The sequence below is a fragment of the Campylobacter concisus UNSWCS genome, from assembly GCF_000466685.1.
GTDB lineage: Bacteria > Campylobacterota > Campylobacteria > Campylobacterales > Campylobacteraceae > Campylobacter_A > Campylobacter_A concisus_A.
Genome location: NZ_ANNG01000011.1, coordinates 13,472 through 38,672, shown reverse-complemented (window position 1 = coordinate 38,672; position 25,201 = coordinate 13,472). Strand labels below are relative to the sequence as shown.

Annotated in this window: 24 protein-coding genes; 8 read left to right on the top strand and 16 right to left on the bottom strand. The window is 37.3% G+C overall.

What is annotated here, in order from left to right; genetic code table 11:
• Window positions 1-17 precede the first annotated feature (17 nt).
• The gene (gene ileS / locus UNSWCS_RS04130; protein WP_021087441.1) at window positions 18-2,774 is read right to left on the bottom strand and encodes an isoleucine--tRNA ligase; all 2,757 of its coding nucleotides are present in this window, start codon (window positions 2,772-2,774) and stop codon (window positions 18-20) included.
• A 95-nt stretch (window positions 2,775-2,869) separates the two neighbouring features.
• Between ileS and UNSWCS_RS04125 the strand changes: the two genes are divergently transcribed.
• The 3 genes from UNSWCS_RS04125 (at window position 2,870) to UNSWCS_RS12465 (ending at window position 5,338) form a co-directional block, all read left to right on the top strand.
• Window positions 2,870-3,967, top strand: a complete 1,098-nt coding sequence (locus tag UNSWCS_RS04125; RefSeq protein WP_021087502.1) for a CinA family protein — start codon at window positions 2,870-2,872, stop codon at window positions 3,965-3,967.
• Between the two features lie 121 nt (window positions 3,968-4,088).
• Complete coding sequence (locus tag UNSWCS_RS12470; RefSeq protein WP_021087475.1) at window positions 4,089-4,724, top strand: pectate lyase family 1,PelI; 636 nt, start codon at window positions 4,089-4,091, stop codon at window positions 4,722-4,724.
• Window positions 4,667-5,338 carry a polysaccharide lyase family 1 protein gene (locus tag UNSWCS_RS12465; RefSeq protein ID WP_320973603.1) on the top strand — a complete coding sequence of 224 codons (672 nt, stop codon included), beginning with the start codon at window positions 4,667-4,669 and terminating at the stop codon, window positions 5,336-5,338. The genes UNSWCS_RS12470 and UNSWCS_RS12465 overlap by 58 nt, the downstream gene beginning before the upstream one ends.
• Before the next feature lie 75 nt (window positions 5,339-5,413).
• Here the strand turns inward: UNSWCS_RS12465 and UNSWCS_RS04115 are convergent, their stop codons facing one another.
• The 5 genes from UNSWCS_RS04115 to UNSWCS_RS04095 form a co-directional block, all read right to left on the bottom strand.
• Window positions 5,414-6,097 carry a hypothetical protein gene (locus UNSWCS_RS04115; protein WP_021087482.1) on the bottom strand — a complete coding sequence of 228 codons (684 nt, stop codon included), beginning with the start codon at window positions 6,095-6,097 and terminating at the stop codon, window positions 5,414-5,416.
• A 947-nt stretch (window positions 6,098-7,044) separates the two neighbouring features.
• Window positions 7,045-7,902: a TPM domain-containing protein gene (locus UNSWCS_RS04110; RefSeq protein WP_021087498.1), complete on the bottom strand. Its 858-nt coding sequence runs from the start codon at window positions 7,900-7,902 to the stop codon at window positions 7,045-7,047.
• Window positions 7,902-8,495, bottom strand: coding sequence for a LemA family protein (locus UNSWCS_RS04105; protein WP_021087473.1), 594 nt, complete (start codon window positions 8,493-8,495; stop codon window positions 7,902-7,904). Before UNSWCS_RS04105 ends, UNSWCS_RS04110 begins: the two co-directional genes overlap by 1 nt.
• A gap of 131 nt (window positions 8,496-8,626) precedes the next feature.
• Window positions 8,627-9,034: a hypothetical protein gene (locus UNSWCS_RS04100; RefSeq protein ID WP_021087443.1), complete on the bottom strand. Its 408-nt coding sequence runs from the start codon at window positions 9,032-9,034 to the stop codon at window positions 8,627-8,629.
• The gene (locus UNSWCS_RS04095; RefSeq protein ID WP_035143471.1) at window positions 9,035-9,403 is read right to left on the bottom strand and encodes a hypothetical protein; all 369 of its coding nucleotides are present in this window, start codon (window positions 9,401-9,403) and stop codon (window positions 9,035-9,037) included. It abuts the gene before it with no gap.
• A gap of 83 nt (window positions 9,404-9,486) precedes the next feature.
• Here UNSWCS_RS04095 and UNSWCS_RS04090 point away from each other — a divergent pair, with 83 nt between their 5' ends.
• Entirely contained in the window at window positions 9,487-10,008 is a 522-nt protein-coding gene (locus tag UNSWCS_RS04090) for a hypothetical protein (protein WP_021087487.1), read from the top strand.
• A gap of 17 nt (window positions 10,009-10,025) precedes the next feature.
• Here the strand turns inward: UNSWCS_RS04090 and UNSWCS_RS04085 are convergent, their stop codons facing one another.
• Together UNSWCS_RS04085 and UNSWCS_RS04080 are read right to left on the bottom strand one after the other, a co-directional pair.
• Window positions 10,026-10,766, bottom strand: coding sequence for an EI24 domain-containing protein (locus UNSWCS_RS04085; protein WP_021087444.1), 741 nt, complete (start codon window positions 10,764-10,766; stop codon window positions 10,026-10,028).
• On the bottom strand, window positions 10,763-11,458 hold the full coding sequence (locus UNSWCS_RS04080; protein WP_021087434.1) for a dUTP diphosphatase: 696 nt from the start codon (window positions 11,456-11,458) through the stop codon (window positions 10,763-10,765). Before UNSWCS_RS04080 ends, UNSWCS_RS04085 begins: the two co-directional genes overlap by 4 nt.
• Before the next feature lie 129 nt (window positions 11,459-11,587).
• On the opposite strand from UNSWCS_RS04080, the gene UNSWCS_RS04075 reads away from it, so the two are divergent.
• Window positions 11,588-11,776 (top strand): hypothetical protein, encoded by a 189-nt coding sequence (locus UNSWCS_RS04075; RefSeq protein WP_002940779.1) that lies wholly within the window; start codon window positions 11,588-11,590, stop codon window positions 11,774-11,776.
• On the opposite strand, the gene UNSWCS_RS04070 is transcribed toward UNSWCS_RS04075, so the two are convergent.
• Window positions 11,773-14,148, bottom strand: a complete 2,376-nt coding sequence (locus UNSWCS_RS04070; RefSeq protein ID WP_021087435.1) for a putative bifunctional diguanylate cyclase/phosphodiesterase — start codon at window positions 14,146-14,148, stop codon at window positions 11,773-11,775. The genes UNSWCS_RS04075 and UNSWCS_RS04070 overlap by 4 nt on opposite strands.
• A gap of 65 nt (window positions 14,149-14,213) precedes the next feature.
• Here UNSWCS_RS04070 and UNSWCS_RS04065 point away from each other — a divergent pair, with 65 nt between their 5' ends.
• Entirely contained in the window at window positions 14,214-14,753 is a 540-nt protein-coding gene (locus UNSWCS_RS04065; protein WP_021087499.1) for a hypothetical protein, read from the top strand.
• A 139-nt stretch (window positions 14,754-14,892) separates the two neighbouring features.
• Here UNSWCS_RS04065 and UNSWCS_RS12460 read toward each other — a convergent pair whose 3' ends face one another.
• On the bottom strand, window positions 14,893-16,281 hold the full coding sequence (locus UNSWCS_RS12460; RefSeq protein WP_235044382.1) for a putative bifunctional diguanylate cyclase/phosphodiesterase: 1,389 nt from the start codon (window positions 16,279-16,281) through the stop codon (window positions 14,893-14,895).
• Window positions 16,282-17,218: 937 nt separating this feature from the next.
• Window positions 17,219-19,063 (bottom strand): invasion protein CiaB, encoded by a 1,845-nt coding sequence (gene ciaB, locus UNSWCS_RS04055; RefSeq protein WP_021087460.1) that lies wholly within the window; start codon window positions 19,061-19,063, stop codon window positions 17,219-17,221.
• A gap of 90 nt (window positions 19,064-19,153) precedes the next feature.
• Here ciaB and UNSWCS_RS04050 point away from each other — a divergent pair, with 90 nt between their 5' ends.
• The gene (locus UNSWCS_RS04050) at window positions 19,154-19,567 is read left to right on the top strand and encodes an acyl-CoA thioesterase (protein ID WP_009295346.1); all 414 of its coding nucleotides are present in this window, start codon (window positions 19,154-19,156) and stop codon (window positions 19,565-19,567) included.
• Window positions 19,568-19,716: 149 nt separating this feature from the next.
• Window positions 19,717-20,355 (top strand): Crp/Fnr family transcriptional regulator, encoded by a 639-nt coding sequence (locus UNSWCS_RS04045; RefSeq protein ID WP_021087451.1) that lies wholly within the window; start codon window positions 19,717-19,719, stop codon window positions 20,353-20,355.
• Between the two features lie 153 nt (window positions 20,356-20,508).
• On the opposite strand, the gene UNSWCS_RS04040 is transcribed toward UNSWCS_RS04045, so the two are convergent.
• The 5 genes from UNSWCS_RS04040 to UNSWCS_RS04020 form a co-directional block, all read right to left on the bottom strand.
• Entirely contained in the window at window positions 20,509-22,212 is a 1,704-nt protein-coding gene (locus UNSWCS_RS04040; protein WP_035143469.1) for a LeoA/HP0731 family dynamin-like GTPase, read from the bottom strand.
• Complete coding sequence (locus UNSWCS_RS04035) at window positions 22,205-22,687, bottom strand: hypothetical protein (RefSeq protein ID WP_035143466.1); 483 nt, start codon at window positions 22,685-22,687, stop codon at window positions 22,205-22,207. The genes UNSWCS_RS04040 and UNSWCS_RS04035 overlap by 8 nt, the downstream gene beginning before the upstream one ends.
• A gap of 39 nt (window positions 22,688-22,726) precedes the next feature.
• Window positions 22,727-24,220 carry a GTPase gene (locus UNSWCS_RS04030; RefSeq protein ID WP_021087437.1) on the bottom strand — a complete coding sequence of 498 codons (1,494 nt, stop codon included), beginning with the start codon at window positions 24,218-24,220 and terminating at the stop codon, window positions 22,727-22,729.
• Window positions 24,221-24,286: 66 nt separating this feature from the next.
• Window positions 24,287-24,754, bottom strand: coding sequence for a hypothetical protein (locus tag UNSWCS_RS04025; RefSeq protein WP_021087501.1), 468 nt, complete (start codon window positions 24,752-24,754; stop codon window positions 24,287-24,289).
• A gap of 11 nt (window positions 24,755-24,765) precedes the next feature.
• Entirely contained in the window at window positions 24,766-25,200 is a 435-nt protein-coding gene (locus tag UNSWCS_RS04020) for a molybdopterin synthase catalytic subunit (RefSeq protein ID WP_009295363.1), read from the bottom strand.
• Window position 25,201 lies beyond the last annotated feature (1 nt).

Below are 25,201 nucleotides of genomic sequence, written 5' to 3'. Positions count from 1 at the left end.
TAGTTGCGCTTACTGGCTCACTTAGCACTTATGACCTCTTCACATCTTGGGCATAACGCGTCTTCTTTGCTAGCGTTAAATTTCCAGCATCTTGGGCATTTGTGAAGGTTGCTTGCTATGATCTTAAATTTATCACCCTCTAGCTCAAACTCGGCTAGTGGCTCGCTGTCATCATAAGCTCTAACCGAGCTTACCATGTAAAGATCGGCCACTTCGCGCTCGTCGTAGCTTGTGATGTTGTGGCTAGTTGTCTCTAGGCTTAGCTCTAGAGTTGATTTTATCTTTTTGTCCTTCTTAAGAACATCCACGATCTCGTTAAATTTCTCCCTGCTAGCAAAAAGCAGCTCATCTTCAAAGCTAAGATCAAATTTGATAGGCTCATAGACTAGATCAAACGCGTCTTTTGCCTCGCCTTTGATGATATTTGGAGCGTAGTCCATCACCTCATCGACGGTGTAAGTAAGCGTTGGAGCGATGAGTGGCAAAAGCGCCTTTGTGATGATCGCCATTGCGCTTTGAGCTGATCTTCTTCTTGGAGCGTCTTTTGCGTCGCAGTAAAGTCTATCTTTGCAAACGTCAAGATAGACGCCACTAAGATCGGCTGATAAGAAATTTAAAAGGATGTTAAAGCCCTTTGAAAAGTCATAATTTCTAAAGCAAGCGCTCGCCTCGTCAAAGACCTTTTTAGCGCGTGCTAATATCCACTTATCAAGGATGTTAAATTCTGTATTTAAGCTCTCAAGATCATTTACGTTTGCTAGTAAAAAGCGTATCGTGTTGCGGATTTTGCGGTATTGCTCGCTTATTTGCTTTAATATATCTTCGCTTATTTTTAGGTCACTTGAGTAATCACTCATGCCAACCCAAAGGCGTAAAATTTCCACGCCGTGAGTCTTAGCCACGTCTTGTGGAGCGATGACGTTGCCCTTACTTTTGCTCATCTTCTCGCCCTTGGCATCGACAGTAAAGCCGTGAGTTAGGATGCTCTCGTAAGGTGCGTGAGAATTTATAGCTGTGCTTACTAGAAGCGAGCTTTGAAACCAGCCGCGGTGCTGATCTGAACCCTCAAGATACATGCTTGCAGGGTATTTGCCAGCGTCGTAGTTGTCGCTTTGCAAGACCGCATGCCACGTCGAGCCGCTATCAAACCAAACATCAAGGATGTCCATCACTTTTTCTAAATTTTCAGCCTTGTATTTTGAGCCCTTTGGTAAAAGCTCGTCTATACTTAGCGCCCACCACGCATCAGCGCCTTTTTCTTTAAAGATAGCCACGATGTGGTCTAAAATTTCACTATCAAATATAACTTCTTTTGTCGCTTTGTCTCTGAAAAATGCGATCGGCACGCCCCAGTCACGCTGACGAGAGATACACCAGTCTGGGCGATTTTCTATCATAGAGCCTATTCTTTTTATGCCAACGCTTGGATAAAATTTAACCTTTTCAAGCTCTTTTAGCGCTGTTTGTCTAAGCGTTTTTCCACCTAGTTTTGCCTCGTCCATAGCTATAAACCACTGCTTTGTAGCTCTATAAATAACGGGCTTGTGCGTTCTCCAGCAAAATGGATAAGAGTGTCTAAATTTAGAGACGCTAAGCAAGCTTTTGCCAAGTAGCTCTAAAATTTTCTCATTTGCTTTAAAGATGTGCATACCGACAAACTCATCTACCACGTCACTTCTAAATAGTCCGTGATGTTTTATACTCTCATCGTAGCAGCCACCATCATCAACTGGCATCAAAATTTCGCTAAAGCCGTATTTCAAACAGACGTAGTAGTCGTCTTCGCCGTGTCCTGGAGCTGTATGAACAAGTCCAGTACCCCCATCCATCATGACGTGATCGCCTAGTAAAAATTTAGACTTTCTGCCGTTTAGTGGATTTATCGCGTGAGTGTTTTCAAGCAGGCTTGATTTAAATTCTTTTTTGATCTCGCCCTTGCTTAGACCACTCTGCACAACGCTTTCAAGTAGTGGCTTTGCAAAGATCAAATTTTCAGCCGTTAGCACATAAATTTCATCTGGATTTAGGCTTATAGCTTGATTTGCTGGAAGTGTCCAAGGCGTGGTCGTCCAGATGACAGCGCTTGCCTCTTTTACGCCAAGCTTTTCTAGCGCGTCGCCATCAAGCTCAAATGCCACGTAAATAGAGTAGTCCTCTTTCTCCTCGTACTCGACCTCAGCTTCAGCTAACGCCGATCTAGCTGCCCAGCTCCAATAAACTGGCTTGCTTCTTTCAATCAAAAGGCCTTTTTTAGCGATCTCGCAAAGTGCTTTGTAGATGTCAGCCTCAAACTCAAATTTCATCGTCATGTATGGATTTTCAAAGTCGCCGATGATGCCAAGGCTTTTAAATTCATTTCGCTGAATGTCTATAAATTCTCTCGCATGCTGCCTGCAAAGCTCTCTGATCTCGACCTTGCTAAGATCTTTTTTCTTATCGCCAAGCTTTACTTCGACTTGCTGCTCGATCGGCAAGCCGTGGCAGTCCCAGCCTGGCACGTAGCGGACGTTTTCGCCGTAAAAATAGTGCGTTTTTGTGATGATATCTTTTAAAATTTTATTTAACGCGTGACCGATGTGAAGGTGGCCGTTTGCATACGGAGGGCCGTCGTGGATGTTAAAGTTTTTAACCGCATTTTGGCGATTTTTCTTCATTTTTTCATAAACCTTGCGCTCTTCGTACCATGATTTTAGTCTTTGTGGTTCATTTTGTGGGAGATTTCCGCGCATCGGGAAATTTGTCTCTGGGAGTAAAAGTGTCTCTTTGTAGTCCATTTTTTACCTTGATTTTAAAATTTGCTAATTTTACACCTGTGCTGGTTAAATCACACTGAAAAATAGTATAATGAGGCAAAAAAAGGAGCTTAAAAATGAGACAAAGTATCTTGATAATAGGCGAAGATCTTGAGATAAATAGAGAATTTCTAAACTACATTTTTCAAAGTTACGAGGATCATTTTGGCGAGCTTGGAGTGGTCAGTTTTGCTCCAAAAAATAGCAAAGAGCTACCTTTTATCATCGAAAATTTATCAAAAGATTACGACTTTGTAAGCATTTTTGGCTCAGATGAAAATTTTGCCATCGCTGCAAAGATCGTAGCGACGCTAACTGGGGGCTCGCTCGAGCTAAAAGACAGCACGACGCTTGCACTTAAAGATAGCTTAGACTACTCTAAAAATAGCTTTTTAGCCAGCCTAAATAACGCTCAGATAAATCTCATAAAAGCTAATCCAAATGAAGAGCTAGGCGAGTTTTTAGTCGAGTACGAGCCTGATTTTAGCTACTTTCATCTAATAGACATCGACGCAGATAGCGCGAAGATCCTTATGCTACCACTTGCTAAAACTTACGAGGTCGATATAACCCTTGCGCAGATCCTGCCAAATTTGATACTAGTAAGGGCAAAAAGCAATAAATTTGGCCAGATCGAGAGCTTTTTACAAGGCGTAAAAACGCTATTTTCGCAAAAATTTATCCCGCAAAAAGATGTGATCAAATTTATAGCAAAAAAGCTCATACAAAAAGGGCTTAAAATTTCATTTGCTGAGTCTTGCACGGCTGGGCTTGCAGCGGCTAAATTTGCAAGATATGGCGGCATCTCGGCTAGCTTTGATAGCTCATTGGTGACTTATGCAAACCACATAAAACACGAGTGGCTAGGCGTTGAGGATGAGATTTTAGATACTTACGGAGCCGTGAGCGAGCCTTGCGTAAAAGCGATGATAAAAGGTACGCTAAGCACGACAAATGCGGACTTCGCGCTTGCTATTAGCGGTATAGCAGGACCAGGTGGTGGCACAGCTAGCAAGCCAGTTGGCACGGTATATGTCGCAGCTGGCGATAGAAACGGCAACATCGAGGTTGAGAGGCTACTTTTAAAAGGGGAGCGCAACTACGTAAGAGAGCAAAGCGTGCTAAGTGCCTATCTATGTTTGCTTCGTCTAAAAAGCGAGATATTTTTCGCATAAATTTTGATTCTACTAAAAAATTATAAAAGCCTTACGCTAGATTTAACAAGTCAATATATAATTTGGCTGTGATTTTCTAATAGAAGATCAAAATTAAAAAGCCAAATTTAGGAGGCTAAAGATGTTTAAAAAGATATTGTTTCTCGCCGCTGGCGCGTTATTTGCATTTGGTGCTCTAGCTCAAGCAGGCGAGATAAAAGCAAGCGACTCGCCCTTTGGTTACGCTAGCATTGGAGCAGAGCAAAATTTTGGCGGATACACCGGCAAAGAGAGTAAAGAAGTCGTCGTAAAAGATAGACAAGAGCTTGTAAAATACGCTCAAATGGGTGGTTACGTCATCTATGTGGATGGGCTCATAGACCTTAGCGAAGGCAAGATCCCGCAAAATGGCAATAGCGATGGGCTGGATAAATTTATAAGTGAGATTAGTGGTGGCGAGTTTAGCTCTTATACCAAATTTATGCAGGCTTACGGCGCTTCATGCCATGCAAATTTAGATGGTTCGCAAGATCCAAAGCTAGCAGCGCTTCGCAAAAATTTAGCCAACGAATGGAAAAAACTCATCGTAGTGCCGGTAGCTAGCAATACCACGATAATCGGCTTAGGCGAAAACTCAGGCATAAAAGGTGGCTCATTTTTGCTAAAAAATGTCCAAAATATCGCGATCCGCAACATGCTGATCGAAGATGCTTTTGATCCATTTCCAGATGTACAAAAAATGATGGCTTTAACGCGCAATATGACGGCGTTAGTATAGATTCAAGTAAAAACATCTGGGTAGATCACTGCCATTTTAAGGACACTGTGGATCTTAGCCATGTGCATTTAGCAGGCGGAGAGCTTACTAAATGGCAAACTTATGACGGACTATGCGACATCAAGGGGGATAGTGCTGCTATCACGATCTCGCACAACATCTTTGAAAACCACGACAAAACGATGCTAATAGGCTCAAGAGACTCAGACGGCAGCAGCGAAACTAGGACGATAACGGTCGCTCATAACATTTTTGACAACTGCGCGCAACGCCTACCTATGGCACGCAATGCAAAGGTGCACGTCTATAACAACTTTTACGACTCAAAAGATGGCTTTTATGACCAAAAATACGCCATTGGCGTGCGCTTTGGCTCGCTAATATACGCTCAAAACAACTACTTTACAAATGGCGTCAAGATAAGCTACAAATGCAACAAAGGCACCATTTTTGAAAGCGGTAACATAGACCTTTCTAAAAAAGGCAGCGTTTGCGAAAAGTTAACCAAGCCGCCATTTGAGCCTCCATATAAATTTGAGCTCCTCGAAGCTTCAAACGTCCAAAAAGAGGTAAATCAAAACGCAGGCACAGGCAAACTAGCCGTCATAAAATAATATCACCAAAGCCCCGAGCTAGCCAAACGCTTGGGGCTAAATTTCTCAGCCTCAAAGCCGATAAAAAGATAAATTTCATCCCTTTTTATAGGCATTTTCAACTCTTTTTTTATACTCTTTTGCACTTTCAAGCGCCCCTCTAAACTCGCCGCTAACCGCCCTTAAAGCGTCATTTTGAAGCTCGCTCTCATCTTTAAACGATCTAATCCTTGGCGTAAAAATGGCCTCATCATCTCTAAAATCAGCCTCTTTTAGATCAAAATTTAAATTTTTAACTTTTGCATTTAAAATGCAAAGGGCGCATTTTCTTGGTCCAAAGATGAAATTTCGCTCATTTAAGGGCTTTAAACTCCTAACCAAAATGCCGCCATAAAGCGCTGGCTCGCTCTTAAAAGAGATGTCAAAACCAAAGTTGTGAAAGTAAATTTCGCCCGCCTCGCACGATCTTTTGTAGGTGTTAGCATCAAAGCAGGTGTAAATTTCAAGCTCGCTAAATTTATACTCCACGCCGCTTACAACGAGGATCTTGCTTTGCATCAGCTCACGCAAAAAGCCCTGAAATTTCGCGTCAATATGCGCCTTAAAACCTGCTATTTTAAGAAGCTCCTCTCTTTGGCTCTTATCTAAGCTTTTAAAACCATCTCGCCTAAGTGCTTGAAATTTTTCTTTATCAAAACAACTTTGCTCAAAAAACTCACTAAGCATCGCCGCTAGATCAAATTTAGCAAAATGGCTTTTAAGTAGCTCGCCTGATAGCATTTTTGCTCCTAATTTTTTGGCATATTTTAAGAAATTTAGCTTTTATATGCAAATGCTGGGTCTAAAATCCATAAAACGATCTCTTAATTTAGAAAGAAAAATAGTGAATTTTAGATTAAAACCTATGCGAAGCACCGCATGCGTTTTACTCCAAAAAAGCAAATTTAAAATTTTATGAGCGAGTAATTTTGGCTCTAAAATTTGAGCTAAGCTGTAAGCGAAGCCAAATTTTAGTAGTCAATTCTTAGGGGTGAATGGAATTTTAAAATTTGCAAAGCAATCTAATCAAATTTAAATGTTTGCTTCTTTGTTAAGGGGGAAGAGGCTTGAATTACGAAGTCGCTCCCTTCCCCCTTAACAATCCCCTAACCCCTACAACGTTAGAGGGGCATGCAATGATGCTTCGCACTGCATGCAGTTTATCATCTGGCAAGTGTCAGACAAATTTTAAAATTAGAGCTGGCATATCACGGCTCTAATTTTAGTGGCGAGTGGCTACGAGACCTAAATTTAGTAGTCTGCTAAGGCGAGTGAGTAAAGTTTTAAAATTTGTAAATTTGCCTCGTCAAATCAAATGAGTGTCAAGTAAATTTTAAAATTTCATGAACGAGTAATTTCGGCTCTAAAATTTGAGTTAAGCGGTTAGCGAAGCCAAATTTTAGTAGTCAATTCTTAGGGGTGAATGGAATTTTAAAATTTGCAAAAAAGATTTATGGAATTTATAAATTACTTTTTATTCAAAAGGGAGACAAGGGGACTTGAATTACGGCTGCTTGCAGTTGCGAGCTAGCGAAGCAAAAGAGCTCTCTTCCCCCTTAACGATCCCCTAACTCCTACGACGTTAGAAGTGGCATGCTTTAGTGCTTCGCACCGCATGCGATCTAAAACTCAAGCAAATTTTAAAATTTGCAAACAGTAGTGAAATTTACTTCTAAAGTAAGCAAATTTCACCAGCTGCCGCTAGCTCCGCCTCCGCCAAAACCACCACCGCCGCCACTAAAGCCGCCTCCTCTGCCGCTTGAGCGACCGCCACCTCCATTTGAGTCTGAGTCGCCTCGTCTAAAGCCCATTGGTAAAGAGCCACCTTGGCTATTTCTCTTAAAAACGTCTTTTAAAATAAAGAAAAATACCGCAAATATAAAGGCAAAGGCGCCAAAGATGATAAGGTAGTTTTGCACGCCAAATCCCTGCTCAAGCGCGGTTGATACAAGTCCAGCAAAGCACGTGCTAAAGCCAGTTCGCATAAAAAATTTGCCAAAGATCACAGAAACAAAACAAGAGAGCATGCCAGCAAAAAAGGCAAATACGCCAAAAGGCAAGTCGCTAAGGCTAGTTTTGCTACTAAACTCCTCGCCGCTAGCCACTTTTATGATCGCTAAAACGCCCTCTTTCACGCCTTCGCTCATCTTGTCATTTTTAAACTCAGGTATCATCACACTATTTATGATCTCGCTTGCTACGGCATCAGTTAGCACCCCTTCAAGCCCGTATCCAACCTCGATGCGGACCTTTTTCTCATTTGGAGCAACCACCAAAAGCACGCCGTTGTTATCTTTTTTTTGACCTAATTTGTAGCCTCTAGCAATCCCTAGCGATAGCTCTTCGATACTCCTGTTTTCAAGCGAATTTAAAGTCACTATGGCGATTTGTGTGGTGCTGTTTTGCTCGAAATTTTGTACTAAATTTAAAAGCTCATCTCTTTCGTTTTGTGAAAAGATATGAGCCTCATCGTTGATCTGCTCATTAAAATTTAGAGCAAAACAAAAGCAAAATGCAAAAAGCAAAAGAGCAAGAGCTTTTTTCATCACTTCTCAAACGAAACTTTTGGATTTTTCATATCTTCGCTGCTAACTTCGATGCCTTGCTTTGGCTTCATCTCCGGATGAAAGACGCTAGCTATAAATTTACCAGGAAAGCTTCTAAGAGCTACGTTATACTCTTTTACTGCCTCGATGTAGTCGCGTCTTGCTACGCTTATGCGGTTTTCTGTGCCTTCAAGCTGGCTTTGGAGTGAGAGGAAATTTTGATTTGCTTTTAGCTCTGGGTAGCTCTCGCTAACTGCCATTAGCCTGCCAAGTGCGGAGCCTAGCTGACCTTGAGCTGCCATAAATTCTTTAACCTTTGCCTCGTCACTAAGACTGCTTGCATCGATGCTTACTTGCATGCTCTTGCTTCTTGCATTTGCCACGTCTTCAAAGACCTTTTGCTCGTGAGCTGCGTAGCCTTTTACGGTCTCAACTAAATTTGGCACGAGATCGGCTCTTCTTTTGTATTGATTTAGCACCTGTGACCACTTCTCGTTGGTGTTTTCATCAAGCACGACAAATGAATTTGCGTATTTGAAAGCGCCAAAAACAAGTGCGGCGATGACCACAACTATGGCTATTAAATTTTTCATGTCTTCTCCTTTAAAAGGGGTGATATTAGTAAAATAAGGCTTAAAAAATGATGTAAATTTGAAGTTAGGTAAGTGAAGTGAGTGCTTAAAGCGCACTCACTTTTGTGGATTATAGGTCTGTTTGGATCTTATTATTTTTGCCAAAAAATTTTCTTGCCAAAACCTAGAGTGTTGCTCGTAAATTTAACCTTTTCAAGGCTTATAGACCAAATTTTTGGATCCATCGCTTTTGCATAAAAAAATCTTTTAAAGTAAATTTCTCGCTCACTTTCGCTAGCCTCTCTCATCGCTCCTTGAAACTGCACGCCCTCTATCTTGCCAACGATCTTCGTATCAAGAGCGATGGTGCCAGCAACAAGCTTTGAGTTTTTTAAAAATTTAATATGTGAGCTCTCATTTGAGCTAGCCAGTAAAAGGCTAAAACTTATCTCATCAAAGGCGTAAAATGCGCTAAAAGCGTAAGGCTGACCCTCATCATCAATGGCGCAAACACTTGCAAGGTGCATCTTTTTTAGAAATTTAACTATCCTCTCATCCATCTAAATTCCCCTAAAAATGCCAAGAATGGTTTGAAATTTAAAGATGACTATGGCGATTATTAGCACCCAAAGCGTAAAAATAATGAGCTCTATTAGAGTAAATTTATCTTTTGCAACCCTTTTAAAAATGAGCATTGTTAAAAATACCCCAAAAAAGCCACCAATTAGCGAAAAATAGTGGATCGCATTTACCTTTACGAAGCTTGGCAAAAGCCCTTTAAAAAATAGTGAAAACATTAAAATGGCAAGCAAATTTGCAAGTATAAAGTAGTAGCCAACGACTGGCAAAACAGGCCAAAGTCTAGCAAAAACAAAGCTTAAAACAGTGATAAGCATCAGCAAAAAGATCCTAGTCCCAAAACAACACATCGCCCGTCCTTTTTTGACGCATTTTACAAAATTTTGCTTTATGAAATTAAAATTTTGCCGATTTAGCCTCAAAAGGATTTAAAATGCAAACAAATTTTTACTCTCAAGGAAGCTACAATAACATGAGCTTTTCGATGAAGACTAGCTCAGGCGACGAGATAAGCTTTTCGATGTATGACAACAAAAGTTTGGAGTTTTCAAGCCAGAAAAATGGCACTTCAAGCCAAAGAAGCCTAACTCTAACGCACGAATACGGCTATGAGTTTGCCTATAAAGGCAATGGCATAGACGAGCAAGATATGAAAGAGATCGAAGAGGCGATGAAGCAAATTCGCCCACAGGTTGATGAGTTTATGAAAAATGTCAAAGAGGGCGACAAGATCGCAGGTAGCAGCCAAAGCATCAGTGAGCTTTCAAACAAGATCAAGCAGATGTTGCCTGACGCAAAAGATCTGGATCACAAAAATTTCATAAATGATAATATGCTAAAGATGTTTGACGAACTTTTAGCTAAAAATGACGCTAATAAAAATCTACTAAGTGCGACAAAAAGGCTATTTGACACCTTGCTTGATGAGAGCAAAAAAGTATCTTACTACGCATAAATTTAGAGCTTTTGGCTCTAAATTTTAACTAGCGCCTCTCTTTGATAAAAGAGGTGCGACAAGACTATCACGAAATAAAGCTGAAAAAATAATCCCACAAGCGGCACAAGCGAGATAACGTAAAACAAAAGCGTAAAAACTATAAATTTAACCCCGCCACCTTCAAGCAGTGCTAGCTCAAATTTATCGCTATCAAGCGTGTTTGAGCCAACGTCTATTAGTAAAAGCTTATAGTAGATGTAAAAAAACGGCACGTTGATGATGAAAAAATTTAAAACTGGCACAAACAAAAGTGGCAAGCAAACGAGCAAGATCCCGAGAAATTTCATGATCTCAACCATCATCACCTTTAGCACTCTAGTCGTGCTAGCCTCGCTTTTAAGCACGTAGTTGTAGTGCCTTTTGTTTATCTCTTTGGCCACGACTGGCGTTAAAAAGCCAGCTACGATTAAGGCGATCACGATGCTAATGATGATCGTTAAAAAGGTGCTTAAGACGTAAAAAAGTATGCTAACTATCCATTTTGTAGCGCTAAAGCTTAAAATTTTAATAGCTATAAAAGATAGCGTCGAGTTTGACTCTAAAAAAGCGAAATTTTCGTTTTTTGAGCCATCGCTTAAAAAGTCAAATATCTCGCCACCTCCCCAGACGCTAAGCCAAGCTAGGCAAAGTAGGCTAAGACAAAGCGGCAAGATCGATAGTATTATAAATTTGGCTGTAAAAAAGTCTTTAAAGCCAAGGCGAAGAAGATTTATCATTTTACCTTTTTGTACTCACGCTCAAGTGCGGCGTAAATTTCATCTATCTTACTAACGCCATTTGATAAAATTTCGCTCATCACTTCGTTATCTTCGCGTCCGTTCCAAATTTTCTTATAACTTCCCTCTTTGTAGCCGTTATTTTGGCGGAAGCGATTTAGCACGTTTTTAGCGATATAGCACTCATAAAGCGAGTATAAATTTACGCCACATTTTAAAGACATTGAGAAATAAATTTTAAAGATATCAAAGATATCATAGTCAAAGCCGCTGCACTCATGTATAAGCATCTCAACGTCGTTCATGATCTCATAAATGCTCTCGTCTTCGACACTTAGTGGCTCTTTGCAAAAGTCGCTAAAACCGCTTGCTTGGCAGATATCCTCAGCCAAAGTTTCAACATCGCCAAGCTGTTTTGCCTTATAAATTTGTAGCGCTAGGCTCATTATAAAGTGCCAGATATCGACAACCTCGATGCGTAAATTTTGTTCATCAGTCTTGGCATCTATGCTCTTCCAGTGCTTCCACGCAAAGCTGTCAATGAGCTCAGCGCACTCCATATATATGCAGCGCCTCCAGCTTATGAGTTTATTTTTATTTGTATAGCCATTTTCCCAACCAAGCCCATTTGTCTCGTCATTTAGGCTTTGTTGCATCTTTAACATCTCTAAAACAATAGTTCTTTCATCCATTTTTAAACCTTTTAAATTTTAAATGATTATAACAAAAAACAATTAATGCTCAAGCGACAAGCTTGACCCAAATCATCTTAATGCAAGCTTACAAGATGTAAAATCACCCAAAATTTCAAAGGAGAAAAGATGAGAGAGAAAGATCTAGTAGTTTGCAACGTTTGCGGACTAAAAAGCAGCGATGATAAAAATGCAGTTTTCATCCACGCTCACAAAAACGGCGAAGAGGTCGATATCTGCACAAGCTGTATCCCAAGCGTGATACATGGCTCAGGCATGGTCGTAAAATCAAACGAAGAGATAAAGGCTGAAATTTAAATATCAGCCACCATGTGAGAATTCTGCCTTAAAGAATTCTCAAACTCCTCCGCACTCATCGGACGAGATAAGAAATATCCTTGCATTTCATTACAATTAAGCTCTTTTAAAAGCTCTTTTATCTCGTGGCTTTCCACGCCTTTTGCTGTTACTTTTAGCTTCATTGATTTTGCTATATTTATGATAGCAGCGACTACTTGCATATCTTTTTTGTTGATCACTGACTGAGCGACAAAGTCATTTGCTATCTTTATGCGGTCGATCTTATACTTTCTGATATAGACAAATGACGTATATCCAGATCCAAAGTCATCTATACAAACATCTATGCTATTTTTCTCCAAAAGTGAGAAAATTTTATCAAGCGTTTCATTATCGTTTTGCCATATACTTTCGCTAAATTCTAGTTCAAATTGTTTTGGATTTAAATGATGAGAATTTAAAGCAAGTATAAAAGCGCTCACAAATTTTTCAGATGTACTTTGTATCTGATCTACATTTATACTTATCTTTGGTATCTTTATACCCTTTTGTCTCCATGATACGACTTGTTCTATTGATTTTAGGACAGCAAGAGTGCAAATTTCGTTTAAAATGTCACTATTTAAGCTAGCTATCTCCATAAACTCGCTAGCCTCTTTTAAGCCAAATTCTTTTGAATGCCATCTCAAAAGTGCTTCGGCACAAGATATCTTTTGATTTTCCATATCAACAATAGGTTGAAAGTAAATTTCAAAGTCCTCTTGCAGATTTGCTCCTTTAAGAGCTATTTCGATAGCTGAATTTCTATACGTTTCCCTATCTATATCTTTATTATAAACCATAGGATTTAAAGCTGGATTATTCTTGGCATAATACATCGCCATGTCAGCTTTTTTGATGATATCTCTAGGTTCGGTGATGTTTTCTTTATTTACAACATAAATTCCTATGATACTTTTAAGAGAAAAGTGATACTTATCTACTTGTAAAGGCTTTTCTATCGTCTCTCGTAGCTCCAAGCCAAATTTCATACGCTTAGTGTGGCTATTTACTTCCATATTTGAAAGCACGATAAACTCATCAGCACCTATCCTCGCTATGAATTCTTGTCTATTACACGCTTCGCGTATGCGCTTTGCTACCGCTTTTAAAATTTTATCGCCGATTCCATGACCATAGGATGTATTTATATTTTTAAAACGGCTTATATTTATATAATAAACTACAATCTCTTGTTCTTCTTCTATGGCTTTGCACATCTCATCTAGCTTATTTAGCAAAGAGTCTCTATTATCAAGAGATGTGAGATAGTCCTTTTCAGATACATTTTCTAAGCTTAAATTTATGATCTCTAGCTCAACCATTTTGCTGCGCTTTTCTTTATTTTTAATATCATGCAAAAGCTTTTCAGCATCGTATGCTTCATCGCTTTCATTAGAAGCTCTACAATAATAGCCCAAAATAGCGCCAATAACAATGGTAACCAAAGCCAATAGGTCAGATGTGGTATCTATGTCGCCTTTTATCAAAAGTAAAAAAGCTGAAGTCATTGGTATTAATCTTGACACAAAACCAACACCAACATTTTCCATATTTATATCTTTGTTTTTACCTTTTAGATAAAAACTTCCAACCATTAAAATAATAAAAGGAACAAGATACAGCGAATGAAATCTAACTTTAAAGTCATTAAATAAAAAACCATTATAAAAAACATATAAATTTAGTAGTGTAAAAATCACGCTTCCCACAATGAAATAAAAGCCACTATATTTAAGTCCAAAAGTAGTGCTTGTAAAAATTTCACTAAGCGTTATAAATAAAATTAGTAAATTTATAAAAAAAGCAAGACTAAAAACGATGTTGTTTATATTTTTTGAAAGTATAAATTCTTTGAGATAGCCAATATCCCCAACCATACAATAAGTAAGAATGCAAACTAATAAAAAAACATTAAAACTATCGGATAAAATCTGTTTCCATTTTCTTTTTGGAAGCGCCTTAATCTTATTAATAAAAAATATGCCAACAGCAGCTAGGAGTAAAAACATAGGGAGCAGATCAAAAAAATCAAGATAAGAAATTTGCTCTTTACTTCTTAAAAAAAAGTCTTCATTGACGCTTCTAATGGCATCAATAATCGTCCAAAGAAAGACCCCAAAGCATACAGCAAGCCAGTGGATGACTTTAAGCTTCGATCTGTTCATAGAGATGTAGATGCCAAGAACCACAAAAACAAAGCCCAAAAATATCAACAAATTTTCAAAAATTTTATAGTTTAAAATGCCGGCAAACTGAGAAAATATAAAAAGAGCTATAACGGCATAGAAAATTTGTTTTTGTCTTAGGATAAGTGACGAATTTGACGTAAAAAAAATGTTTCTCTCCATTGTTTATTCTGTTTCAAACCCTATTTTTAGTTATAATTTTACAATTTTTTCATTAAGGTTTATTTATGAAGCATAACATCGTCTTATCTGGAGAAAATTTAATAGACTACCAAGCGTTTAATCTATTTTTCTCAAAAAAGGCTAGAAAACAGTATTTTATAAATGTTTTTATGATTTTTACGGAGGCCATTATAGCTGGATTTATCGCTGATATGCTCTTAAAAACCAAAATTTTTACTATTATTGGCACCATTTTTGCTATTTTTTGGATCATTTTTTATCCAATTTTTTTAAAAAATAGACGAAGAGCGGCGCTAAAAAGCTTAGAAATTTCAGACTTTAAAAAAGAGATGATCTTTGAAGTAAATGAGAAAAATTTGGCATTTTATGAAAATGAGCCAAAAGAAAATGAAATTTTTGACATAAAAGATGTAAGCGAAATTTACGAGCTTAAAAATATCTTTATCATCTTTATAAATGAAAAAATTCATCTTGTCTTGCCAAAAAATGAAGAAACCTCAGAGCTAGTAAAAACACTTATAAAAGAGAGCAAAAAAGAGCTACTGCTTTTTGAAAATTTAGACTACAAAAGCGTTATGAGCTAAAAACCCATACAAATTCATAAAAAATTTTCTTAAAAAGTTATTAACCTCGTGAAAAACCTGTGAAAAACTTCTGTTTTTTAGACAGAAGTTTTAGGCACTTAAATATCAATCAAATCTAACTCTAAAATTTAAATTTACATTAGTCCAATGTGCTTCTTATAAGCTCTTCAAAGTCTTTAGCGTTCATCGGCTTGCCCCAGAAATAACCTTGTATCTCATCGCAGCCTAGCTCTCTTAAAATTTCAAGCTGAGTTTCATCTTCAACACCCTCAGCGATCGTCTTTAGCTCGATATTTTTAGCTAGAGTCATAACGCTTTTTACAACGTCTCTATCGATCTCGTTTATAGCGATATTATCAACTAGTTCTTTTGCGATCTTTAGCCTATCTAGTGGATACTTTTTGATGTAGTTCATCGATGAAAAGCCAGTGCCAAAGTCATCGATAGAGATGCTCATGCCCTTATCTGAAAATTTCTTTAAGACTGTTTGCATGATCTCTTCGGCATTGACGAGACTTGCCTCTGTAAGCTCGATATCAACGCACTTTGGATCCATGCCAAATTCTTCAACATAGCCAAAGATATCCGATGCAAAATTTACATTATCAACCTGTTTTGGCGAGATATTGATGCCAACTTTTAGGCTGATGCCATACTTTTTGTTCCAGTAGCTCATCTGCCTTATGGCCTCTTTTGCCACCCATATTCCTATTGTATTTATGATAGAGCTTTGCTCAGCAACTGGGATAAATTTAGCCGGACTTACAAAGCCTTTTACCGGAGAGTTCCACCTTATAAGAGCCTCAGCGCCTATTATCTTTTTACCATTTAGCAGATACTGCGGCTGGAAATTTAGGCTAAATTCCTCATCAAAATTCATAGAATTTAGCAAAATTTCTATGTAGTTTTTCTCCTGAATGATCTCTTTTATATCATCGTAAAAGACATATTTTGTATTGACATCTCTTTTGGCTGCATCAAGTGCGGCTCCGGCTTGCATGATAAGATCATCAGCTAAAATTTCGCTTGTTTGCGTTGAGCTAACGCCAACCTTTGCCCCAAGAGCTATCTTATAGTCACCAACTGAGATTTGCTCGGCTAAGATGTTTAGCAGATAGTATAAAAATTCTCTATAATGCCCCTCATTTTTTTGCTTTAAAACTATCATAAAGTCATCACCGCCAAACCTTGAGATGATAGCACCTTCTGGCAAGATCGCTTTGATATTTTTAGAAAGTTTTAAAAGCACCTCATCGCCCACGTAGTGGCCGTATGAGTCGTTTATTGCCTTAAAGTGGTTGATGTCGATACTGTAAATATCTATCTTCTCACCAAGAGCTTTAGTCTTTATCATCTCTGATAGTTTGCTTAAAAATGACTGCCTATTTAAAAGTCCAGTGAGTGAGTCAAATTCGCTAAGCTGCCTTAAGCGCTCGTTTTTCTCTTCAAGCTCTCTTAGACTATCTTTGATCTCTCTATCTAGTTTTTTTATTATAGTTTTTTCTTCAAGAGATAGCCTTTTTATCATTTGCGAATAAGATATATTGTAAGTTATCGCAGAGTATATTAGTAAGGTCATAAGCAAAAATACAATCCACGATGAATATATCTGATCGGTGTTTGTAGTACCCAATGTGATGCAGCAAAGTATAAGCAAAAATGCGACTTTTTCTAACAAAACTCTTTGGAAATCTCGCCTAAATAATCTTATTTTAATATTCGCTTCATTTTCTATCAAATGTAGGCTTGCTAAAAATATAATAAAAAATGCGATTTTAAATAAACTCTCATAATGAATATCTGCACCACCAAGACCAAAATAAGGTTTAATTGAATAATATGCATCGCAACCGCATATAAACAAAGTGGCTAGTAGATACAAAAATAAGCCTCTATGCCTTTTTCTTGATCTCAATAAAAAGAAAGTGGTAAAAACTGCACAAAGCAAAAGTGTATCTATAGATATATATGCAAGATTTAGTAAATATTTTTTATCAAAAGCTACATTAAAGCTCATATGAAAAATAGAAAACCAAAGAAAGCTTGAAACGATAAAAATAATAACTAAAGTATCAGCAATTAACTGTTGCCATGAAACTTTTTTAAGACCACTGGTAAAAAGTCCAACAAAAGATGTAAAAAACATCAAGAACGGAACTAAAAATAAAATTTGCATAAATGTTCTATTAGAGACATTTTTACTAACAAAATTTAATCTATCATAAAACATCAGTAAAACATCAGCCACTACCCAAAAACCAAGAGCAAGAAGGACGTATATCCAATACGAATTTAAAACCCCCGCTCTTTTCAATGCGATAAATAAAAAAATAGTTATTGCCGCATCTACAGCAATAGAAGTGCCACTTAAAAGTAAAGGATCACCCAGATAAATAGCAAAAAAATAAGCAATAATCAGGGCAAATATAAATAAAAATGAGCCGTTGTGAAAATTTGTTATCCTATCAAGCACGGCCACTCTCCGCTTCTTGGGCTAGCTTTTGCCACCTTTGCCACTCGCCGCTATCATCGACGTCATTGCCGATAGCCTCGTACCTAGCGTAGAAATGCTCAACAAATTTCTTGCACTCTTCATCTTTTGGCAGATAGCTTAGCTCATCTTTTTGGCAAAATTTCTCCAAAAACGTGCTCGCATCAGCTTTTTTAGCGTATGTTCGCGCTAGATCGAAGTAGTTTTGTAAGCAAATTTCTTTAAATTTAGCGTAGGCTTGCTCGCTCATATCCACGCTTAGTTTGCCGTCAAATTTAAGCACTCCAGCCCTAAAAAGCAGGCTAAGATGTATGAGCCCTTCGCAGTAATAAGCCCTTACCTCATCGACCTTTCGCCACGCTATAAGCCCAACCGCACGGGCTATTAGCTCGTGAAAGACGGCCATTTTATACTCCGCTTCTTCGTGCAAGAAGAAATTTACCAGCCCACCAGTCGTCGCCTTGTACTCTTCGATAAATTTAAAGACGCCACTTTTATTCATGCTCATCTCAGTATCAAGCCCGATAAAGAGGATGTGCCCAAACTCATGACCGATCGTTGAAATTTCATATACTTTTTTCCAAATTTTTGGCTTTAAAAATAAAATCTCTCTACCAAAATCCAAAAATTCCTTGCTAAAAATTTCAGCCCCAAGCTTCATAAAAGGCTTTGCCTTTGCGCCCTCATAGACGTGATTTACAAAGGCAAAAATTTTCTTGCCACATTTTGCGCTCACACTCTCGTCATTTGGCACGACCTGAGCGCTAAAAAGTCCGTTTAGCTCCGCTGCGTAATAGATCATCGGCACGCTTATATAAAGCTGCGTTCTAGCGATATTTTCGCTAACTGCCTTGTTTGTCTCGGCGTTATCAAATTTGATCTTTTCGCAAATGCTTTTGTAAGTTTTTGCCACTTTTTCTTTAAATTTAAGCTCGTCAATGCCCTCGCTATCGACCAGCCTGATATCCCACTCAAGTGCGACTGCGTGCGTGTAGGCATCCTCGTAGTACTCTAGCGGGTGGCCTGGCTGAAGCGCGCCTTTTACATCCATCCACGCTATCTCAGCCTCTTGCCAAGCGTTTATAACCTTTGCGTTATCCTCTTCACAAAAGGCGTTTTGCAGCTTTTCAAGGTATTTTACGTAGGATTTTTGCTCGTCATTTTGAGCTAAATTTCTTAAAATTTCAAGATTTTTTACAAATACTTTTTTAAGCTCAATAACCTCATCTTTAAAGGCAAGCGCGTAAGGCAAAAAGCTAAATTTCTCGCCCTCTTTGCAAACTGCACCGTAAGTTCTATCAGCTCTTACGCCGTTACTATCACACTGAAATAAGGCGTTTTTAGTGATAAACTCATTTGCCTCGCCTAAATCTTTAAATTTAGCTTCAAACTCTTTATTTGTGGTGTCTATTATCTTTTCTTGCCATGAAATTTGCCACGCATTTAGACTAAGCCCAAGCTCGTGCATAGCCTCAACAAAGGCTTGAAAAAACGGGTCTAAAATTTGCTCATCACGTGCCTTTTTTATAAGCTCGGAGTGTAAATTTTCATATAAATTTCTAACGTAGCCGTAGATCAAATTTAGCACGCGTTTTTGCTCGTCCTCGCCTAAATTTAGCTTTTTTAGCTCATTTTGAAGTGGGTCTACTTTTAGGTCTATGATCCTTCTAGCAAGGGCTAGTTTTTGGCTTGGCGTGCCATCAAGGGCGCAAATTTTCACAGCTTCAGTTATGATCTTGTCATCTAAATTTTTATAAATCGCGTTTAGCTTGGATTTTTGCTCTTTTGTAAGTTCGTTTAGTCTTTTAAAATCATTCATCTTTTCATCCCTTAAAGTTGCAGGATTTTAGCATAAAGCCATTAAAATTTGCTACAATTTACCAAAAATTTAAGATCTAAAGGGCAAAAAATGGACATTTTAAAGGACTTTGGCGAGCCACGCATCAAGCAAGTGATGCTACCAAAAGATACAAACTCAGCTGGCAATATCTTTGGCGGCTGGATAATGAGCCAGATCGACCTTGCAGGTGCGCAGGCAGCTAGAGAAATTTCGCCTGAGCGAGTTGTGACAATTTCGATGAAAGAGATCATCTTTAAACAACCAGTCTTTGTTGGCGACGTGCTAAGCTGCTATGCAAAGATCATCGCAGTTGGCAAAACATCGATAACAACGCAGATAGAAGTAACTGCACTTAGGCTAAATGACGGTGGTTTTAGAGAGACTATACATGTCACAAGCGCGACTGCGACCTATGTTAGTGTGACAAAAGATGGACACAAAAAACCGATAGATGAGAAGATAAAAGAGCTTCACGGCTTTTAAAATTTGGTTGCAATTTATGCAGCCAAACCCCTAAATTTATCACTATTTTTAAAAGAATTTGAAAAAAATTGACTTCAAAAAAGAGAAATTTCAACTTATTTAAATGCTTTATAAAGTAAAATCAGCCCTTACACTTTTTTGGGAGAAAGATGAAAAAATCACGCTTAGGGCTTTTACAAACGCATATTTTAGATATCTTAACACAAGATGAGCTGGAGAAATTTGAGTTTAAAGAGCTGCCAAAGACAAGCACGATCTACACCGAAGATATCGAGATCATCATCTTAAAAACCGGCTCAGCAAAGCTCTCATTTTTTGAAGATGGCGAAGAATTTATCCTTTATCATTTAGAAAAAAACAACATCGCCATACTTGATGACAACTGCGCCTTTGAAGTGCTTGAAGATGCCCAAATTTACGTTATTAGACTAGATGAGATAGGTAAAATTTTACACAATCCAAAAGCTGCGAGCGAGATACTAATAACCACGCTAAACACCATCATCGTGCAGCGCCAGATCACAAAGTCGATACTTTTTGAGGACGCAAAGGGCAGGATAGCAAATTTCTTGATCGAGCTTGCAAACGAGCAAGATCTGAAACAAAATGGCTATCGATACGTGTTTTTGCCGTTTTCTCTAAAGGTGCTCTCAAGCTTTGTTGGTCTCAAGCGCCAAAGCGCCTCAACAGCCTTTAATGAGCTTATCAAAGATGACATCATCAGAAAGATCACACCGCACGAATTTCTCATCATCGACCACGAAAAACTTGAAAGTTATACTAACTAAATTTAAAAATTTTATTTTTATTAATAAAACAATCCTCATTATAAAAGCAAATAGATTTTACAACTATCCAAAGACATTCTGCTAAGTAATATAAAAATTTCGTGTCAAATAAATTAAAGCGACACGAAATTTTCAAATATAAATTAAAGATATTTATTTTATCACTTCAAACTCAGCATCAATAGTCTCGCCCACGTCAAGCCATTTTTTAAAATTTGCCTGTGTTTCTTTCATAGTCTCTATGTCTTTTTCTATCTCTTTTAAATTTAAAACAAGCTTTATATAGTCAGGAAAAAAAACATCAACAAAATTGTCACCGTTAATTAGATCCAATATCTCTTTTCTCTGTTTTTCAAAGCTATCCACCATATCACTAATAGCAATCCTAAATTTACTTTCTCGCTCTTGTTTTTGAATACTATCCCAAATTTCAATTCCAAGACCAATAACGGAAATTAATACATTTGCTCCAGCCGCAAATTTAGTTGCATCCCATGGTTTAAATTTCAAAATTTTAGACAAATCGACACCTATAAATTTTGCAGCGCTAACTATGCCATCTCGCGCTATCTTTACGTTGGTTGCGTTTATAATGCCTGAGCTTTTTAAATACTTTACACCCTGACTACCGTAACTAAGCAAGGCAGAGTTAAAATTATCCACTTCAGCCTGAAAATTTACTTCAAGCCTACTTATGGCGTGATTAACCGAGTTTGTAAGCTTGTCAAATTCATTTTGTATGCGAGTATTCATATTTATACCCTCACTACCTATCTCGCGCTGGAAAAAATCATTAAAACTATCAATGCTAGTTCCCTGGGCCTGCAAAATAATGTCACTAAAATATCCAGTTATAAACTCCCTTAGTTCAACCCTTATTTTTGAAATTTTATTTGAGAGCGGCATTAACTCTTTACTTATTCTTTCCCTTGTATCGTTTAGAGAGTTTATATTTTTAGCTATTTCATGCTGTATTCCTCTTGCTACTGGAAGTTGTTTGTTTATAACATCCGCTATCACACTTTTTTTGCTTTCATTTACTATATTTACTATGCCGCCGTTGGTTTTTATCTTTGTGCTTGTAGCTTCTTGCAAATTTGATATATGCGACAACTTTTTAAACTCAGCTAAATTTTTTATCCAGTATTCTATGCCATTATCAAATGGATTTGCCGATACAGCTACGATAGATAGCCCATTTATTTCGCTTTGCGTTAGTTTTATTAGTTCACATAAGCGCTCGGTTACATTTTGTTTTTTGATATTAAATTCATTTTTATAGGCTGTGTCATCCTCTATGTCGGCCACTTCATCAAATTTACTAAGTACAAATATCGTCCTAGGTAGCAAATTTAACTCTCTAAAAAGCCAATTTAGGTCACTTTCGTGGCTTTGTTTTATAGGATTTACCGGATTTAGCACGTATAGTACTAGATGTGCTTCGCTTACGTATTTTTTGGTTATATCTTTATATTTTTGTATCGTATGTGCTTCGTCACTAAATTTTTCTTTAAACCCAAACAATCCCGGAGTATCTACAAGCTCGATTTCATCATCTACGTTATATATTTTGACTTCATCAGATGACTCCTCGTGGCTTATTTTCATAGATGCCTTATCTAGCTTTTCAAGCCAAGCGGCAGCTATTGACGTTTTACCTTCGCTAAAGCCGCCTACGAGTGCTATTTTTAGCTTCCCGTCCTGCACGTTTTCCAGCGCATTTGCGAGTTTTGTTTTTATGCCTTTGTCTATGCTTATGCCGTATTCCTCGCCTTCCATTACAAACTCTTGCAACCTCGTTAAAATTTGCATCGCTTTGTCTTGTTGACTTTTAAATTCTGCCAAGGTACTATTCATCTTTTCCTCCTAAATTTTTGATACTTTTAAATACATTTTTTAGTTTTTCAATATTTTCAATAAAAAGCTCTTCTGTAGTTTGAACACTTTGTACGAAAAAATATAGATTAGCTGTTATCTCATCAAGCACCACCCTAATTTCCTCTAAATTTTTATCAAGGCTTGGAGTGATATTGTTTTTTATGCGATTTGCTACATTGTGTATATTGTCATCAGCTTTTTGCCTTTGTTGTGATTTTTTGTAATCACTATCAAACCATCCCCAAACTGACTTTAAAAAGCTTACTATTACGGTAACTACGCCAACTCCAAATGCTGCCCAGCCCCAAGGATTCCAGACATTTGTAAGAGCAAAAGTCATTATCAGACCCCCTGCCCCTACAGCGCTCCCTAGTAATCCCATTTTGTCCACACCGCTTTTAATATCGATGTTTATATTAAATGAGCCAATATTTACGCTTTGTAACTCATTCATGGTTTCATTTGCTTTTCTAGCAAAATTACTTAAATCTTGCTACACCATTGACTCAAATTCATTAAAAATATTTTTAACAACATCAGGTAGTTTGTTTTGTAATTTTTGAACGTTTTGATTTAGGATATCTTCTAATTTTTGCTTAAAATCGTCATTACTAACGTCATCATCTATATAATCATAAATAGAACTTCTAGTCTCTCTTCTAAATTTTTCTATTTCTTTGTCTACGGCAATATTGGCATCATTTTTAAGTGATAAAAAAGCCGTATTTATATTATTTTTAGCATCTTGATATTCTCTAGTTAGCTCTTCCTTTAGAGGTAAGATATTGTTACATAAAATATCCTTTAAGATATCAATTAGCTTTTTTAGTACACCATTTGCTTTATAAAAATTTGATCTTTTTATCTTTTTTTGAGCATTATCCGCCAGCTCATTTTTTAAAAACAACCCAAATTCATCAAGGTTAGAGCGCTTAATAAGCTCATTTTTATCAAATTTTTCTAAAAATTTAGCTCTGTCTTGAGCAGCTTTAAAACCATCAAGCAAGCACTCAGCTACACCAAGAAACGCTATTTTTGCAGATACAATTTTGTGCGAAACATAACTATCTTGAATGATTTCTTGCATTTTTTCGTCTACTACTAAAAGTGATTTTTGCTCGCTTTCACTTAATAAATTTTCTTTTAGCTGTTGATGCGAGTTAATACGCTTATTAAACAAAACATAAACCTCACTTTGATCATTTAAGTGTTCTTTTATTTTCTCAAGCGTTCCTTTTTTATTGTTATCCCCTTTTTGTGGAGGAGTAACCGAACTAGTAACATAAAATATAGTATGTGCCCTTTTAACTGACGTTAATATTTCGTCTATTACTTTTTCTTCACTACCCTCAATACCAGGCAAATCAACTAATATAAAATCGTCAAATTCATAACTAGTTGCTTTTCTTGTAAAATCAGGTCTTCCGTCACCAATTATCGAGCCGTCAGCCAAATTTATCATCTCACATATTTCTGTGTTTAAGAATTTCCTTTTAAAATTTATTGTAAATAATTTCAGGTGGTTAGCCAGTGTATTAATTAGTGTTTTTCCATTTTGCTCGTTTTGCAGCAAAATAGCTAATTCTTGGTTATCAAGCTTATCCTTATATTCTTTAATTTGTATTATTTTTTCTATTGGAATATTATTAAATTTTTGTCTTAAACTATTAAATTTAAATATATCTTTAGACTTAGTAGACTCCCCAAGATATATACGTAACGCTTCTATTAAAGTCGATTTACCAGCATTTGTTTCTCCATAAAATGCAATAACCAGTTTATTCCACTCACTATTTTTCTTTAGCCCTGCTACTGCACTATCAAAAACTTGTTGTTTAAAACTTAAAATTATATTTTTTACCTGCTCTTTTGAGTTTTGCACAGATTCATTTCCGTCTTTTTTATCAATCTCCAATATAATTTCGCTAATAGTACTATCTATAAAATCATAAATTTGATTTGGTTCTTGAGGAATATATTTATTCATATTTTTTCCTTAAAATACTTTGATTTTATCAAAAACGATTTAGCATAAAACTATAATAATAAATTTTTACGCCCTATCTTTAAATTTAGCAAGCCTATCTCGAAGCTCTTTTGAAAGTGTGAATTGCGAAAGCTCATATCTGTCAAAAATGACGATCATATCATCGCCAAGTGCCTGAACTAGCCCAAAACACGCATCTCTATCCAGGCGATTTTTTCTAAATTTAACACTTAGCGCATCGACTTTTTTCTTATCGCCAAAGCTCTTAATAGCGATCTCGTCGATATCTTTGAAGAAAAATTTGATATTTTTTGAGCCTTTTTTTATGACAAATCCATCATCATCTATCTCAAAAAAGTTGTTTTGCAAGATCTTTCTCACGCAAAAAAAGGTTGAAATGGCGCCAACGATGACACCAAAAAGAGAGGGTGTGCCAAGATCTAGGTAAAAATATCCAACGATGCTAAAGACAAAGAGTCCAATCCCAAAGGCTAGTGCCCAAAAAACATCTTTTTTACTCTCTTTGGTTATCATTTTTGCCCTTTTTATGCCAAAAGTCCAGCGCCATTTATCGCTTGACTGCGCTCTTTGGCGTAAATTCTCTCGCCATTTATCACGTCATATTTCCAGATCGGCGCATTTGCCTTAAAGTCCTCGACAAACTCGTTTATAAGCCTTAGCGCGACCTTTCTTTGAGGGCTAACAACACCTGCTACATAAGAGCTAGTATGCACTGGCACATCGCCTTTTGAGTGAGCAAAGAGCACGTAGGCATTTTCTTTTTTAGCTCGCTCCTGCCAAGCATCTAGCCATTTTTTAAGGATCGGCTCATAGATATCAAAGCTAAGCGCCGAAATACCGCCCTCTTCTCTTACTATGCCTACAAAAGTGATGAGTGCGCCGCAGTTTTTATCTTTAAATTTATCATACCACTCATTTGTGATGCTTTGAACGTCCAAGCTGCCATTATAAATTTGCATC